This is a genomic window from Enterococcus sp. DIV1279b, from assembly GCF_050531515.1.
Taxonomy (GTDB): Bacteria; Bacillota; Bacilli; order Lactobacillales; family Enterococcaceae; genus Enterococcus_D; species Enterococcus_D casseliflavus.
Genome location: NZ_CP172891.1, coordinates 50491 through 66988, shown reverse-complemented (window position 1 = coordinate 66988; position 16498 = coordinate 50491). Strand labels below are relative to the sequence as shown.

At 42.8% G+C, this 16498-nt stretch carries 14 protein-coding genes; 6 read left to right on the top strand and 8 right to left on the bottom strand.

The window, feature by feature from the left end; translation table 11 throughout:
- Positions 1-78: 78 nt before the first annotated feature.
- The 5 genes from pulA to IGI71_RS00280 all read right to left on the bottom strand — a co-directional run bounded on the left by pulA (position 79) and on the right by IGI71_RS00280 (position 6441).
- On the bottom strand, positions 79-2100 hold the full coding sequence (gene pulA / locus IGI71_RS00300) for a type I pullulanase (protein ID WP_430616031.1): 2022 nt from the start codon (positions 2098-2100) through the stop codon (positions 79-81).
- A gap of 40 nt (positions 2101-2140) precedes the next feature.
- Positions 2141-2779 (bottom strand): DUF624 domain-containing protein, encoded by a 639-nt coding sequence (locus IGI71_RS00295; RefSeq protein ID WP_430616030.1) that lies wholly within the window; start codon positions 2777-2779, stop codon positions 2141-2143.
- Positions 2780-2785: 6 nt separating this feature from the next.
- On the bottom strand, positions 2786-3673 hold the full coding sequence (locus IGI71_RS00290) for a carbohydrate ABC transporter permease (protein WP_015508704.1): 888 nt from the start codon (positions 3671-3673) through the stop codon (positions 2786-2788).
- A 16-nt stretch (positions 3674-3689) separates the two neighbouring features.
- Complete coding sequence (locus tag IGI71_RS00285; RefSeq protein WP_096742014.1) at positions 3690-4622, bottom strand: ABC transporter permease; 933 nt, start codon at positions 4620-4622, stop codon at positions 3690-3692.
- Positions 4623-4770: 148 nt separating this feature from the next.
- Positions 4771-6441, bottom strand: a complete 1671-nt coding sequence (locus IGI71_RS00280) for an extracellular solute-binding protein (protein ID WP_430616029.1) — start codon at positions 6439-6441, stop codon at positions 4771-4773.
- Between the two features lie 204 nt (positions 6442-6645).
- On the opposite strand from IGI71_RS00280, the gene IGI71_RS00275 reads away from it, so the two are divergent.
- Together IGI71_RS00275 and IGI71_RS00270 are read left to right on the top strand one after the other, a co-directional pair.
- On the top strand, positions 6646-8151 hold the full coding sequence (locus tag IGI71_RS00275) for a response regulator transcription factor (protein WP_231472740.1): 1506 nt from the start codon (positions 6646-6648) through the stop codon (positions 8149-8151).
- On the top strand, positions 8145-9860 hold the full coding sequence (locus tag IGI71_RS00270) for a sensor histidine kinase (RefSeq protein ID WP_430616028.1): 1716 nt from the start codon (positions 8145-8147) through the stop codon (positions 9858-9860). The genes IGI71_RS00275 and IGI71_RS00270 overlap by 7 nt, the downstream gene beginning before the upstream one ends.
- Positions 9861-9923: 63 nt before the next feature.
- Here IGI71_RS00270 and IGI71_RS00265 read toward each other — a convergent pair whose 3' ends face one another.
- Positions 9924-10538, bottom strand: a complete 615-nt coding sequence (locus IGI71_RS00265) for a TetR/AcrR family transcriptional regulator (RefSeq protein ID WP_430616027.1) — start codon at positions 10536-10538, stop codon at positions 9924-9926.
- 319 nt (positions 10539-10857) lie between these two features.
- Between IGI71_RS00265 and IGI71_RS00260 the strand changes: the two genes are divergently transcribed.
- The 3 genes from IGI71_RS00260 to IGI71_RS00250 are packed head-to-tail and all read left to right on the top strand — an operon-like array spanning position 10858 to position 11922.
- Positions 10858-11184, top strand: a complete 327-nt coding sequence (locus IGI71_RS00260; RefSeq protein ID WP_005226473.1) for a PadR family transcriptional regulator — start codon at positions 10858-10860, stop codon at positions 11182-11184.
- The gene (locus tag IGI71_RS00255; protein ID WP_074535567.1) at positions 11171-11761 is read left to right on the top strand and encodes a DUF1700 domain-containing protein; all 591 of its coding nucleotides are present in this window, start codon (positions 11171-11173) and stop codon (positions 11759-11761) included. Before IGI71_RS00260 ends, IGI71_RS00255 begins: the two co-directional genes overlap by 14 nt.
- A complete protein-coding gene (locus tag IGI71_RS00250) occupies positions 11758-11922 on the top strand; it encodes a hypothetical protein (protein WP_005226470.1) in 165 nt (54 codons plus the stop codon). Before IGI71_RS00255 ends, IGI71_RS00250 begins: the two co-directional genes overlap by 4 nt.
- A gap of 291 nt (positions 11923-12213) precedes the next feature.
- Here IGI71_RS00250 and IGI71_RS00245 read toward each other — a convergent pair whose 3' ends face one another.
- The gene (locus tag IGI71_RS00245) at positions 12214-12699 is read right to left on the bottom strand and encodes a DUF2798 domain-containing protein (RefSeq protein WP_086294317.1); all 486 of its coding nucleotides are present in this window, start codon (positions 12697-12699) and stop codon (positions 12214-12216) included.
- 258 nt (positions 12700-12957) lie between these two features.
- Between IGI71_RS00245 and IGI71_RS00240 the strand changes: the two genes are divergently transcribed.
- Positions 12958-14331: an MFS transporter gene (locus tag IGI71_RS00240; protein ID WP_430616026.1), complete on the top strand. Its 1374-nt coding sequence runs from the start codon at positions 12958-12960 to the stop codon at positions 14329-14331.
- Between the two features lie 121 nt (positions 14332-14452).
- On the opposite strand, the gene treP is transcribed toward IGI71_RS00240, so the two are convergent.
- The gene (treP, locus tag IGI71_RS00235; protein WP_430616025.1) at positions 14453-16432 is read right to left on the bottom strand and encodes a PTS system trehalose-specific EIIBC component; all 1980 of its coding nucleotides are present in this window, start codon (positions 16430-16432) and stop codon (positions 14453-14455) included.
- Between the last annotated feature and the right edge of the window lie 66 nt (positions 16433-16498).

The following is a 16498-nucleotide window of genomic DNA, read 5'->3' as shown; positions in this document are numbered from 1 at the left end:
AGCAAAAGAATTGTTTTTTTACTACCAAAAAAGCTAAAACAAACTAAAATTTTTAGTTTGTTTTAGCTTCTACTTTAATTAGTTACTTTGTTCCGCCAAAATGCAGAAGGACAATGGGGCGATGGTTATCCTTGACGCTGCTACGCCGCGAGAAGCGATCCCAGCTCCTTTGGGGTCAGCAACGAGGTGCCAAGAAGTATTTTCTGTTGCCGTCGGTAAGTCAAAGGACCAGCTTTCTTCCGTGCTGTTGAGTAAAACGAACAAGGAACGCCATGGATGCTGTTCGTCACGATTGGGTACTTGATACGCCAAGCGATTTTCATCCTTTGTCTCATAAAAGACCATGCTTTCAGCCGTTTGGGTCGTGGCATCTCTCAATGGTGCATAGGACTGCCGCAATGCCCACAAGCCCCGATACAGCTCGCGCAATTCTTTGAAGGTTTTGGCACGTGCCCAATCCAGCTGATTGACTGCCAGTGGCGAACGGAAGGAATTTTCATCGCCTTCTTTGGTACGTCCAAATTCTTCCCCAGCTTGGGTCAGCACGGCTCCTTGGCTAGTAAACAAAATGGCTGCTGCTAGTTTGTTACGAGCTAAAAGCTCAGGATCAAAATCATAATTTCTTTCCTTCGCTGAAGCCTGCATGGTTGCCACCAGTTTGTCCCATAAGGTCAAATTATCATGGACTGACGCATAGGCGATCACTTGACGGGGCGATTTTGCCCAGCGCTCGGCGCCTTCTTGCCCAGCAACTTTCGTATTTCCTTGAATCGCCGTTGCCAAATTTGCCGCATAAAAGGTTTGCTTGACTTGCGGTTGACCATTCATTCCTTGAATAAACGCGCCGTCTGTTTCTTCAAAGACATCGCCTTTGATACTGTCTCTTAAATCATTGCTAAAAACCGCAACGCCTTCTGACAGTGCCCAAACATTGCTTTTATTGGCTGGGATATTCGGCTGAATGATTTGATTGCTACCGGCATCCCATGGCTCACCGTATAAAATCACATGGCTGAAGCCGGCAGCATCTAGGCGTTGCCGCAACTGGTTCATGGTTTCCACATCGATCAAGCCCATCAAATCAAAACGAAAGCCGTCGATTTTGTATTCTTGCGCCCAATATAAAACTGAATCAATGATAAATTTACGCATCATTTTCCGTTCAGAAGCCACTTCATTGCCGCAAGCAGAACCGTCCGCAAAATTCCCCACATCATCTTGGCGGTAGTAATAATCAGGCACCGTCAAATTAAACCACGATTCTTCTGTGATCGCAGTGTGATTGAAGACCACATCCATTACAACGCCGATGGCTTCTTCATGCAGCGATTGGATCATTTGCTTGCATTCACGAATCCGCGCCTTGGGATCACTAGGATCAGAAGCGTATCGTCCTTCAGGGACATTGTAATTTTTCGGATCATAGCCCCAGTTGTAGGCAGACGAAGTTTCATCATTGTCAAAATCGAAGATCGGCAGCAGATGAACATAATTGATCCCCAGCTCTTTTAAATAGGCTATGCCAGTTGGTTGACTTTCATCTCCCACCAGATGGGTCTTTTTTTCAGTAAAGGCTAAATATTTCCCGCGATTTTCTGGTGAAATCCCGCTGTTTTCGGCGCCGCTGAAATCTTCGACATGTAATTCCCAAATATAGGCATCGGTGATCGATTGTTGACCGACGCCGTGAGTCTCCTGCCAACCTTCAGGATCTGTTTCCTTTAAATCAATGATGGTCCCACGGTTTCCGTTGATCCCTACTGCCTTGGCATAAAGATCCACCGCTTCGACTTTTTGACCGTCTCGTTGAAATTCAAACGTATAAAACAGCTCTTTGACGGTTTCTTCCGTCGTGACTTGCCAACAGTTGTCTTCTTGGACCATTGGCAGTGTCAGCAGGCGATCATCAGCCCCAGCGACACCGCTTTGATAAATCAATACTGAAACGGCCTCTGCTTCTGGTGACCAGCATTTGAACGTGGTTTGCTGTCCTTGAAAAGTCACACCAAGATCATTCCCGTGATACGTATGTTCTTCTAAAAAACCGATCCTGCGATCGATCGCAATCTTTTTTTCTCCATACTGCGTGTTTTGTCCCATCAAAATTCCTCCATTCAACGTTTCTAACTATAAAAGCCAGTTACTTTTCTGCTATTTCTACCTTCTCATATTTCTTGAAAATTGCCAACAATAACTGACAACGTGCATACAAAAAACTGCTAAGACCAAAAAAGCAGGCAATGTACATGCTGAAAACCAGCGCATAGGGTGAAAGAAGCATGATGAAAATAGGGGCTGCAGTCAGAATATGAAGATAAAGTATTTTAAAAGGGTGCTTTGCGGCGACTTTGATGCTGTTCAAAAGGATCGTTTTGATTCCGCTATCGTAACGGGCGAGTAAGAAAAACGAAACTTGGAAAAACTGAAGCCACATGAACGTACAAATTACTAAGCCTACGGTAAAAAGATCAGGCGTCCCTTTTAGTTGGAAATAATACAACCAATCAGCAGTCAAAAGCCACAAAGAAAAAAGTAGACTAAGCCAGATGAGAGTGCTCTTTCGAAAGCTTTGACAAAAGGTCGACCAAAACTGCTGAACAACAGCCGGTGCTTTTCCTTCTATCAGGTCAGTCGCCACTTTTGAGCCCGCAGTGATGGCTGCGCCGATCGTAAAGATCGGCAAACTAAAAAACAAGAGTAGTACATTCAATAAGAGCAACTGGCTGAATTTCCAAGCGATTCGTGCGAAGAAGTTTTCTGAATGAAAAAAGTGTATCATGTGGGTTTACTCCTTTACTGATCCGACAACGATTCCTTGAACGAAATATTTTTGTAGAAGCGGATAAATAATCAATAACGGCACCACTGCCACCACGATCTTCGCTGCATTCAAGTTTCGATCAGAGACCGCTAGCAGACTTTGTAGCTGCTCGGAAGTCAAATTCCCAGCTTGTTGCATTGTTTCAGCAATGTTGACTGATAGTGTTTGGATATAGGTCATTAAAGGATAGTTTTCAGTCTTGGTCATATAGATCAGTCCACTGAAAAAATCATTCCAACTGCCGACAATACTGAATAGAGAAACTGTTGCCAAACAAGGCAATGACATTGGGATATAGATTCGTCCCAAAATCTGCAGTGGGTTGGCACCATCGATCCGAGCAGATTCTTCCAATGATTTGGGGATTCCCCGAAAGAAATTCATCACCAAGATCACACTGCCGATAGGGACTGCACTAGGTAAAATCAGGGACCAAATCGTATTCAATAACCCTAGATTGCGAACGACTAAATACGTTGGGATCATGCCGCCGCTGAAGAGCATAGCAAAAACCATCACGCCCATGAATAATTTTCTCGTTCGAAATACTTTTTTTGATTTAGACAGCGGGTAAGCCATCGTTACGATCATCAAGAGGTTCAACAGCAGCGAAACGATCACACGAATGACCGAGATCCCAAAAGAACGCCAAAACTGCTGATCGCTCATGATGCGCTCATAAGCCGCTAAGGTCAGATCCACTGGCCATAGCCCCACAGCATTTGCAGCGACCGCACTGCTGCTGCTTAAAGAAAGTGCCACGACATTCAACATCGGTACTAAACAAGAAAGAGCCAAAACAATGACGATCAAATAAATTACTGCATGCCGTATACTAAATTTTTCTTTCATCTCTTTTTTCCTTTCCTTAAAACATCACTCTGTCAGTCTTCTTCTCCGCAATTTTGTTGGAAGACCAAATCAAGAATAGACCGATCACCGATTTGACCAGACCAACGGCGGTTCCTAAGCTATAGTCTCTACCGATCAGACCGATTCGGTAGACATAGGTATCGATAATATCGCCGCTTTGATACACAACCGGAGAATACAGGTTATAAATTTGGTCGAAGCCGGCATTCAAGATATTAGGCAGCGACAAAATCGTCATCAGCAAAATAAAAGGCAGCATCCCCGGCAGGGTTACGTGCCAGACTTTTTTTGACCAAGAAGCACCATCCATCGTTGCTGCTTCATATAATCCCGGATCAATCGAGGTAATGGCAGCAAGGTACACGATTGAACTGTAACCGAAACTTTTCCAAACATCGGTCCCGATCAGCAAACGAGGAAACAGCTGATTACTACCCAAAAAGTTTAATGGTTCTACACCAAAGTTTTGTAAAATCTGATTCACCGTTCCATCAAGACTGAATAAATTGACCACTACTGAAGCCAATATGACCCATGAAAGAAAATGGGGCAAATATACGATGGTCTGAATGGAGCGTTTCATCCACTTTACACGTACTTCATTTAATAGAATCGCAAAAAGAATCGGTACGATCGTATTAAAGACAATTTTCCAGAAAGCGATGAAAATCGTGTTTTTAGTTACTAAGAAAATATCCGGTAAACTGAACAGGTAGCGAAAGTGCTCGAATCCCACGAATTCAGAACCAAATACACCTTTCGCTGGCACATAATCTTGAAATGCCATCAACAACCCAAACATAGGACCATAAGAAAAAATCAAAATAAAAATGATGCCTGGTAAAATCATCCCTAGAAAGAAAAGCTGATCTCGAGAAAACCACTTTTTCTTTTCTTTTTTGCTTTCTTTTTCAACAGAAAGTTCCATTTACTTACTCCTCCATAAATTTTTTGCCTCACCAGCCGCTTGATGAAAAAATTCGAACAAAGAAAAGGCACCTGCAGTCGGTTTTCCTGCATACAACCTTGCTTTTCTTTGTTCGAAAGACGAGTGTCAGAACCGCTGGAGTGGCCGCTTAATTATCTGCTCGCTGATCTACTACTTCTTGCATTTCTTCAAGTATGGCTGTCCCACCTTGGCTATTCCAGGTTTCAACATAGTTGTCGAAGTTTTCCAGGGGTTCTTCTCCAGTGATAAACTTAATGAAGGTCTCTTCCTCCAGTTTCCCTACTTGTGCGCCGTTTCGTTCATTGGCTTTGATCGAATCAAAACGCGGTGGTTTCACTTCATTCAAGCGTCCTTGCTCTCTGATACCGCCCATCACATTATTGACGGCTAAATAGCGGGAGGCATAGCGGGTCCAGTCCACCGGATCAGTTTCTTCAGGGCTATCCAGATATTGCTTGATTTTTTCGGCGTTTTCTTTGATGAAGAAGTTGGAGATATCCTCGATAGATGTTTCGCCAACCGCCGCCTTGGAAGCTTCTACTGCATCATCAATCTCACTATAGGCTTTTAAGAAAACAACATTCCATGGACGAACCGTCCCATCGACATCCACTTTCGCATAGTCATAAATTTCCGGAAACTCGGCTTCAATATCTTCCGAGTTGGCAACTTCACCATAAATCAGATTGATCATCTCCATGATTTTTTCCGGCTCAGAAAAACCTTTGCGCACCACGATGTATTGCCCAGTGCCACGGTTAGCCACGGCATTGACCCCTCCATCGCCGTTAGCATTTTCAAGGGCATAAGGAACAAATTCAGCATTTGGATCATTTTGTTTGGCTTGTACTAAGCCCCAGTCAGGCATGTGCCAAGGACCAAAAGCGATGCCCGTTTCTCCATTAACCATCATGGCATGGATATCGTCATACGTGCGGGTACCAAATTGCGGATCCATGAACCCTTCATCTTGCCAGTCCTTCAGTAGCGTTAGTGCTTCTTTCATTTCTGGCGTATTGGATCCATAAAACATCTGCCCATTCTCATCTTGGAGATACGATTTTGGGTAGGCTCCAAACGCATTCATGATGGCTGTTCCGGTATATGCCGTGCCGCCATGATTTGGCGAAGACAACCAGAAGGCCAATGGCAAACCAACTGCTTTGCCGGTATTGGCTAAATCATTTTCTTGAAAAGCAATCGCTGTTTCCTTCAACTCATCCAATGTAATTGAGCGGTTGCCATCTTTATCCAGTTCAATACCTAGCTCATCTAGCCAGTCCTGGCGCAACCAGACAAGATTGGGCCCGAAGTCATCGCTAGTAGATGGGATCGCCATCAAGCGATCATCAAACGTAGCTGCTTCTAACTGAATCCCATCAAACGAATCATAGATGTCTTTTAGAAAATCGTCGGCATGCTCCTCAAATACTTCGGTCAAGTCTTCCACTAAATCATTGTTAACTAATTCTTCCAATTCATCTCTTGATCCGACGATCATTGTATCCGGTAGTTCCCCTGAAGCGATCGCTAGCGATACTTGCCGATCGTAATCTTCCCCGTGGGCTTCAAAGGCACTCTCCAGTTCGATGCCCAAACGTTCTTGAATCAATCGAGTATACGCGTTGTTGCTGTAAGAGTCCCCCTCCGGCAGTTTTGAGTTCGGTGCGGTTTGGCGTCCGATCGTAATCACGGTATCCCCATTTTCATTGGTCTTTGCTTCTTCTGAACTGCATCCTGTCATAATAAGTGCTGAAGCCATGGCTGTTAAAATTGCTGTTCCCCGCCTGAATTTCATTGTTTTCCTCCTCAAACTTTTTTGATATCCTTATTATACGCAATCGCTTCCATAGAAAATATAGCACTTTTTTCAGATTTATAGCACGATTTCCAGAAAATAAAACGTTTACAAATTTGTTCTGTTGCTTTTTTTGTTTATCGCTTACTATAGAAAGAAGAAGCGACTGTGTAATTTTCTCTATACGAAAGGACGGCGAAAACCATGTACCGACTGCTGATTGCTGATGACAGCTACGATCAAAGAGAAGTGATCAAATACTTCTTGAGTCAGCATGAAAAAGAATGGCTGATCGAAGAAGCCAAAAATGGCCGCGAAGCCTGGCAACTTTTTCAGAAACAGCCCTTTGACTTGATAATTACCGACGTAAAGATGCCCTTTATGGATGGACATGCCCTCGTAGCGAGAATCAAAGAAGCAGCTCCTGAAATTCCTGTGATGTTTATCAGCGGCTTTGAAGATTTTCATTATGTAAAAAAAGCCATACAGTTACAAGCGGTTGACTACCTCTTAAAACCAATCGACCCTGATGATTTTTATGAACAAATAAATAAAATCATTCTTTTTATCGATCAACAAAAGCAGCGCTCTTACACAAAAACAATCGCACAAACCCATTATTTGAAAGAGATTTTGAGTAAACTTTTTTATGGCTATCCTTGGCATTCACTGCCGAAGGAAGAGCAATCGGTTGCACAAGATTTTTTTAAGACTCATCCCTCTTTTTTTCTCGTTACTTGGCCGCTGGATTCTTGGAATGCGCCGGATTTCGTCCCTTCACTGTCTGCTGCATTTCCTGAAATGTTCAGTTTGTTTTTAGCTCCAGCACAACTGCTCTTTTTTAACGAACCTTTGCCAAAAAGGGAAATCGAGGAGCGAAAAAACAACTTGACTACCTATTTTTCCGAGCAGTTTCAGCAAAAAATAACACTTTTTGACAGCGGACCAGTTCCCCATCATTCCGGGGTGTACGGCACCTATCATGACTTACTGAAGACCAGTCAGCGGTCTTTTTATCAGCAAAACAAAGGGAAAATCTGCCAGCTGCTTCCGGGAGATCACTACATCGTCAAGAAAGCTCTTTTTGAAAAAACCGTTTCGTATGTGAATCAATACGAAAGTAAAAAAGCACACGCGCTTGTGAAAACAGTTTTCGACTGCTTTGAAACAAATGGACGTGAGGAACCAACCAATACCAAATTTTATTTTGCGACCTTTTATCAAACCATCATCGATCAGTGCACGATCGCCTTTGATGCGGAGCATGGCGCTAATCAGATCGGAAAAATACTGGAAGCGTCAAGTCTACAATTAATTGCGGATATTTTTGATGCCCTCTTCCGTTATATCCATGATGCACTGCTTCAAATCAACGGGAGTCAGTCAAATGACTATGTGCGCCAAGTAAAATCCTATATATTCGCTCATTTTCACCAAGAGTTGAGCTTGGAGCGCTTAGCAAAGGAAGTCAATATCAATCCTAACTACCTAAGCGAATTATTCAGTACTTCTGAAGGCATGGGTATCACCAAATACATCAAGTCTTACCGTATCAAACAGGCTCAGAAGCGTTTAAAGAACTCGAACTGCAGCATTCGAACTATCTCCAAACAAGTTGGCTTTAATCATTATTCCTATTTTTGCAAAACGTTCCGAGAAATTGTCGGAATGACGCCGGATGCGTATAGAAAGAGAGGTCCCTCTTGTTAAGAAAAGTCCACGATTGTTTTAAAAATTTTCGTTTTCAAAAAAAGATCGTCCTTATTTCAATTCTTTCAAGCATTGTTCCTCTGATCGTTTTGACCTTTGTCGGGGTATCTATCATCCGAGCCTTTATCCAACAGCAGGAAAAAAGTGCTTACTCCGATAATCTCAAAAGTATCAGCTATCAGTTAGAAAGCAAGATCCACACCTATCGGGACAGCCTGCTCTTTTTAGCCAACAATACCGCCTTGACGCAAGAGCTTTCTAGTCAACGCTTCTCAAACTTTGATCAATACAATCTCTTTCAAAATACGATCGTGCCTTTGTTTCACAGTGTTCGTTTTCCGCAAGCAGATATTAAAGGCATCACGCTATACACCACGATCGATCTTTATGATCATGGGCAATACGTCAAAAAAATCACGGCTGATACAGCACTGCCTTTTCTAAAAGAAAAACCTTCGACCGAGATTCGAACGTATTTTGACAAAGAACGGGAGGAACTTTCTTTTTATACCAACCTTTTTTTAAAAGGCCATACCGCAGATTCCTTAAACTACATCGTTTTAACCATCGATCGAGCAGCATTGTTCACGAATCTTGATGCAGTCACTGAGGAACCTTACGATTTGACGATCCAGTCAGAGACCGGGCAGACGCTTTACCGCATTGATTATTTGACGAAGCAGCAGCGTACTCAAAAACAGTGGTTGGTTGGAAGCGCAGTTATTGAAGAAGCCCCTGTACTGCTGGATAATCATTGGCAAATCGTTTTTGTTAAAACCGCACAGTCATTTTTCAGCAGTCTACTGTATCTAGTTGGTGCGGCACTCATTATCTTTGGTTTTGTATTAGTGATATTGGTTTTATCCAGCTGGTGGCTAGCAAAAACCGTGGTACAGCCGATCAATTCTTTGGCCCAGCAAATGGCTTCTTTATCAATGGATCAATTCAAAATCCAGCACACATATTCTTCAAAAGATGAAGTCGGACAGTTATACACCAATTTTCAAAAAATGCTAGATAAAATCGCTGAGCTGATCAATGAAGTATATGAAGCCGAATTGAAACAAAAAGAATACGAATTGCGGGCTCTGCAAGCCCAGATCAATCCGCATTTCTTTTATAATTCCTTAGCACTGATCAGCAATACTGCCACACTAAACGGCAATCACGAGATCCGTGAGATGGCTCAGCTGCTGTCTCGATTCTACCGTCTCAGCCTAAACCAAGGATCCAACCGGCTATCCGTCAGCAAAGAACTCGATCTGACGATCACCTATGCTAAAATTCAGCAAAAAATGCATCACCATTCCTTTGATTTAGTCCTCGAAATTGACTCAAATATCGATGAATATCCGATGATCAATCTACTCTTGCAGCCGTTTGTCGAAAATGCCGTCTTTCATGGGCTTGATCATATTGAAGATGACCGCAGAGGGGTATTGACGATCCGCTGCCTCAAAGAAGGACAGTGGCTACGGTTTGAGATTCAAGACAATGGTCCCGGGATTGATCCTGAACAGCTAAAACAACTGGAGGAACCTTCTGATCAACATTATGGTATCAACAATGTACGCCAACGGCTAGCATTGTACTATGGCACGCAAGCTTCCTTATCGATTCAATCAGTAAAAGGTGAAAACACCACAATTGTTCTACTCATACCGCAAGACTTACCTCCTCAAAAAAAACCGTCAGTGAAGAATGTTTAATCACTAACGGTTTTTTGGTGTCAAAATATTCAGATATTTATTTTAATGCTTGATTTCAAGTACCTATTCCTCTACAGCAAACGCACCAGCCTCTAACAATGCTTGCGGTCCCCGATCACGTGGCGCGCTTTCTGGTTCCTTTAGCATTCGTTCCCAATACTCAATGGTATCTTTCATAAAATCATTCTTGCTGTCACTACACCCTTCACGAATAAACAGCAATACCAACCCACTAAAAAAGATCAAGGCTTCTTCATGATATTTTCTCAGATCGCTTTTATGCGCACATTGAAAAACAGCTGATTTAGCAATTGCTTCTTGAAAATAAGCAAAAGAACGCTCTTTTATGTAAGGACCACAGCCAATATCATTTAAAAAAAGTGCGAAAAAGAGGTTACGATTGCGGCTGGCAAATACGTAATAGTCCTGCCAAAAGCTGTATAAGGAATCGAGTGTCTCTTCTGACTCTTTTTTTGTTTCGTGAATGTCGCGAAATACATCATCAACCATCGCCTGTTTATAATTTTGCATGTTTGAAAAATTTAAATAGATCGGTTGGGTCGATGTTCGTGCATATTTAGCAATGTCGCGGACAGTGATTGGTCGATAAAGATATTCCACCAGATATTTTTTTAAGCAATTGATCAAATATTTTTTCGTAATCGTTGCTTTTCTCATAATACCCCTTCCTTTCTGGACGTCACCAATTCTTGCTGATGTTCGTCTCATTCACCATGACTACTTGCAGCTTTTAGAAGCACAACCAACGCCCATTTTCTTACTGAAAGTAATCTTTATACTTCTACTTTAACAAAAAAGATCACGTTAACCTATACTTTCCGCCGATTTTCTTAATTTTATTTTTTATTTTTGACCATTTTATTAAAGAAACTCTTGTTGTCTTATGGTGCTCAGACTTAAGGCTGATTTTGACTGGTGCTGCTTGTGGAATGATACTATGTAATGTATAGTATGAGTATGAACAGGAGGAGAGCCTTTGGATGCCCAATTAAAAAAAGGATTATTGGAAATTTGTGTTTTGGCTTATTTGCAGCATGGTGACTCTTATGGCTATGAATTAGTCAAAAACATATCTCCTTTACTGCCAATCTCAGAATCAACGCTCTATCCTATCTTGAAGCGCTTAGAAGCCAGCCGAGCGGTTGAGACTTATAATAAAAGCCATCAAGGACGGACCCGAAAATATTACCGCTTGACCAAAATCGGAAAACAGCGGATCGACGATTTTTTAACCAACGACTGGCCCCAATTGACATTGATCCAGCGATTTATTAAAGGAGGAACATTAGATGAACAGAGTTGATTTTATCAAGGCATTGGCTGCGGAATTATCTGAAAAAGTCAGACCTAGCGAGATTCATCAGCTGATCAACTATTATGACGAGATGATCGAAGATTTAATGGAAGAAGGATACACCGAAGAAGAAGCCGTGGCACGCCTTGGCTCCCCAAAAGAACTGATCCAAGCAGTTACCGAAACGGAAGAGGTCGTAGTAGAGATTCCCCGCCGCTTTCATCCCTTTTTGCTCTTGATTTTAGTACTGGGCTTCCCATTGTGGGGCAGCCTCTTGTTAAGTGCCGCTTTGCTGATCCTAAGCTTTTTAATAATCATCTGGTGTGTGCCTTTCACCACTGGCATGATTGGTGTCACTACGTTTATCGGTGGGATTGCTAGCGTTGTCTTAAGTCCCATGCTGATGGCGGATGGTTTCTATCTCTTTTTAAGTCAGTTAGGTGTGGGGATTTTCTTATTTGGTTTAGGGCTGCTTTGCCTGATCGCCACTTATAGTATGAGCCGACCTTTTTCACGTCTTACCCACTCCCTTGTCATTTGGCCGAAATCATTTGTTCAAAACTATCGAAAGAAGGCAGTCCTATGATCAAAATCAATAAGCGCTTTTTCGTTTTTCTCAGTCTGTTGTTTATTATTCTCGGACTGGTCATCACCTTTATCGGTTTTTCAATGTCAGGCTATTCACCTGATGCCTACCATATTGAGCATCGTCGCTGGTATCAACTCGTTGGTTTCTATACGGAATAACAGACGGAAAATAATTATAAGTTGATTTTTTGGTCATAAAAACAATCGATTTGCATTAATTTCATGTATCGGTGAAAAAATTGAACTTCTCTTTTTGACGGAACCATATTACTATATAAGTACATCCTGTATCCTATTTCATAGGGTAACCAGAAAAACCCATACCATCCTATGGGTTTTTTTGCTGTCTATAAAAGCAAAAAACGTGCCGCAAGTCCAGGTATCGCCAAGCTAGCTGTTTTAGCTAACCTTGGCAGAACCTGTCTGCAGTACGTTTTTTCTAATGATCGATTATTCCCCTAGTACTGGCTGTTCTTGCACAGTGCCAATAGGAAACAAGGCGCGAAACACGCGGCGAACGATTGGACCTGCAATGAACAATTGCAACGGCAATGCGACGATCACATTTTTCCCAATGTTGCTTAGCCAATTGACCAACACTGAGTGATCAGGGTTTGGGTGCATCAACGCACCAAAGAGTGACATACAGATCACCATGCCGGCGATCATCAATGAAGAAATCAAACCGATTTTTTTCCAAGTAGCTGATTGATGGTCCAAAAATCGAAACGCCAAACCTTTTGCCGGACCAGAAACAATGAACCAATCCAAAATAAAGGCGACACAAAGGGCTAATGGCAATTCATTCCACGCCAATTGGAATGCCAATGCCGAAACACCGACTTGAAACATGAGGTTATAAACACTCATAAAATACACCATGAAAATACACATAAGTGTCGTATAGATCAAACTTTCTTTTTTATTGATGGGCATGTAACAACTTCCTTTCTCTTTTTCGTACTCGACTATTCTAGCAGAAGAAAATTTCTGGTGTAAGTAAAAGTTTGAAAACTTTCAAAAAAGTTTTTTGCTATTTTTTTATCCACTTCTCTTGACACTTTCTTATGAAGTCAGTAGAATAGCGATAGATTAAATCGTACAGATAACAAGCGGGTTCGCTTGTCGAGAGAGAGGCGGTTTCTATGAGAATAGAAACGGTCTCTTTTTTTGCGAATTTTTAGAGGTGAGAATATGGAAAACAACAAAAAACTCGTGGGGGCGATCCTCGCAACCGGATTGATGTCATTTGCAGGTGTGCTGATTGAAACAGCCATGAATGTAACGTTTCCGACATTGATCGATCAATTTACGCTTTCAACATCCGATGTTCAATGGGTGACGACCATCTACTTACTGGTCATCTCCATCATTGTCCCAATATCGACCTACCTTTTGAAACGCTTCTCATTGAGAACCTTGTTTCTAGCTGCCAACGCCTTTTTCCTTGTTGGCTTGGTGATCGACTTTTTATCGCCGACGTTTGCCATTTTGCTGATTGGCCGCTTTTTCCAAGGTGCCAGCACAGGGATCGCACTGCCTTTGATGTTCCACATCATTTTGACTTACTCCCCCTTTGAAAAACGGGGAGCGGCAATCGGCTTAGGGAATTTGACCACTTCCATCGCTCCAGCGATCGGACCGACATATGGGGGCTTATTGACCGCCCATTGGTCTTGGAATGCGATCTTTCTTTTCTTGATCCCAGTCTTGCTGGTCTCCCTAGTACTCGGCCTTTACTCGATCCCTAAAACGGCTGGGGCAAAAGACACTTCCCTGGATTTACTGAGTTTATTAGGAATCGTCTTGATGTTCAGCGGCTTCTTATTGTTCTTGAATCAAGTAGGCACCTTGGCAAGTCTACTGCCGCTGCTTTTCGGTTTTATTGGTGCTGGCTTGTTTTATCAACGCTCAAAAGGCCCGAACCCTTTGATTCGTTTGGCTGTTTTGAAAAACCGTAGCTTCAGTTTGTTTCTGTTTGGCTTTCTTGTTTGTCAGTTCCTTTTACTGGGCATTTCCTTTGTCTTGCCGAACTTTGTCCAACTCGTCTTGGGAAAAGATGCCTTTACTGCAGGATTAGTTATGCTTCCTGGGGCGGCGATCGGGGCGATCCTTGCGCCGATCTCTGGTCGGTTGCTGGATAAAGTTGGACCGAAAAAACCGATCCTGTCTGGTTTGACGTTGATTGCCATCGGTTGGCTTGCCTTAGCCCTCGTTTTGCGTTCGCCTTTCATTTGGAGCCTAGTTGCTGGACATGTCTTTTACATGATCGGGATCGGCTTAGCCTACAGCAATATGATGACCACCGGCTTAAACAAGCTGACTCCTGCGTTGTACGCGGACGGTAATGCGATCTTTAATACGCTGCAGCAATTTTCTGGTGCAGTGGCGACGGCTGTGGTGGCGACCATTATCAATTTGGCACAAAATGCGGCGACCGATTACACCCAAGGGACGGTCATCGGCTCTCAAATCGCCTTATTCTTTTTGTGGGCCTTAGTCTTACTGACTTTCCTATTAACGATCAACTACTTCCGCAAAAGCACCGACAAAAAAGCCGTCAGCTAACTGCGGCTTTACCCATTGAAAACCAAGAAAAAAGCCGCTCTCCCTTGAGGGCGGCCATAAAAAAATCCGCTTCCGATCCCCCTTCTTAGTCAAAGGGTGCTCTCGGAAACGGATTGTTTTTTTAGTTTAATTCAGCGGAACCAACCGCTGTTTTGGCTGTCACTGTGCCTGTAGTCGTCAATGAAAGCTGACGCACTTTTTCGGCATTCGTGATGACCGTCAAAACATCTGTCTGTTTGCCAGCTGCGGTCACTGCGTCTAGATCCATCACTGCAATCTTCGTTTCTGGTGTGACCGTGTCACCTTCAGAAACAAGGACCTCAAATGGCGCACCTTTTAATTCCACAGTATCTAAGCCCATATGAACAAGAACTTCCGCGCCACCAGGCGTTAAAATCCCAATTGCATGCTTTGTTTCAAAAATGCTAGAGATCGTACCTGCAACAGGAGCATAAATCGTTCCATTCGTTGGCTGAACAGCAAAGCCGTCACCCATCATTTTTTGAGAAAAGACAGGATCAGAAACTTCAGTGATGGCAACTACTTTCCCATCAGCTGGAGCATAAAGGGTTTCTTCTGAAACTTGTGCTGCTTCTGGGGCTGCAGTTGTCGGTGCAGCCGTCGTTGGTGGAACAGCCGCTGCTGCAGCTGTATCAGCAGCCAATTGCGGTTCTAATTTATTTAAGAAGGTAACTTTTCTAAAGATGATGGTGCAAACAAACGTGATGGCAATCGTCACAGCCATTGAGATGAAGACCATTGGATAGTTTTCAATTTTAAATGATAAGAAGCCAGGCAGTCCCCCTACACCAATACCTAGTGCACGGGTATTCGTTGCAGTGATCAGCATTCCACCAAAGGCAGAACCTACCATTGCTGCGACAAATGGGTAAACATATTTCAAATTGATCCCGAACATCGCTGGTTCAGTAACCCCCATGTAAGCAGAAATCGTTGCTGGAACAGAGACTTGTTCTTCTTTTTTATTGCCACGGTGAAGGAACCAAATCGCCAATACTGCCGTACCTTGCGCAATATTTGACAGCATGATCATTGGCCAAAGGTTGGTTGTCCCAAAATCCGCTACTAATTGAGAGTCGATCGCTAGCGTTGTATGATGCAATCCGGTAATAACCAAAGGCGCATACAAGCCACCGAAAATGAAACCAAATAACCAGTTTAATGGTGAGGTCAAGCCAGCATTTACGACCCAAGAAATGCCTGATCCGATTTGCCAACCGATTGGACCTAACACCATGTGGGCTGCTAAAATAGTTGGCAGCAATGAGAACAATGGAACGAAGATCATTGAAACCGCTTCTGGAATCCATTTCCGGAAGAATCTTTCAAGATAAACCAATAAGAAACCTGCCAGCATTGCTGGGATCACTTGTGCTTGATACCCAATTTTATCAATAGTGAAGAACCCGAAGTCCCACGTATAATTTTGAGCAATTTCTGCAGCAGAAGTTGAACTTACTGAATAAGCATTTAATAATTGCGGTGAAACCAATGTAATCCCTAAAACAATCCCTAATATTTGCGTGGTTCCCATCTTACGTGTAATACTCCAAGTAATCCCTACTGGTAGAAAGTGAAAGATCGCTTCACAGGGCAGCCATAAAAAGCCGTTGACACCGTTCCAAAAAGTAGAAGCTTGTGTAATGGTTTGTCCACCTAGGGCTTCTAGCGGTACACCTTCTAAGAAATTTCTCAGCCCTAGCATCAAACCACCGACAATAATCGCTGGTAATAACGGGGTAAAGATCTCAGCTAACGTAGCGATCGCTCGTTGCACGATATTTTGATTGTTTTTTGCAATCGCTTTACTTTGTTCTTTAGAAACACCTTCTATTCCTGATACATCGGTAAAATCATTGTAAAACGTTGAGACATCATTGCCGATAATGACTTGGAATTGTCCCGCATTGGTAAACATTCCTTTGACACTTGGAATTTCTTCAATTGCCTTTTCGTTTGCTTTTGACTGATCGTTCAAAACAAAACGCATCCGTGTCGCGCAATGTGTTACTGCGGCGATATTTTCTTTGCCGCCAACATATTCCAGCAGCTTCTCAGCATCATCACGATACTTTCCCATAATTAATAAACCCCTTTCATCTCCACTTGTATATATATGTTTTGATTACGCACTAATCATAACTTG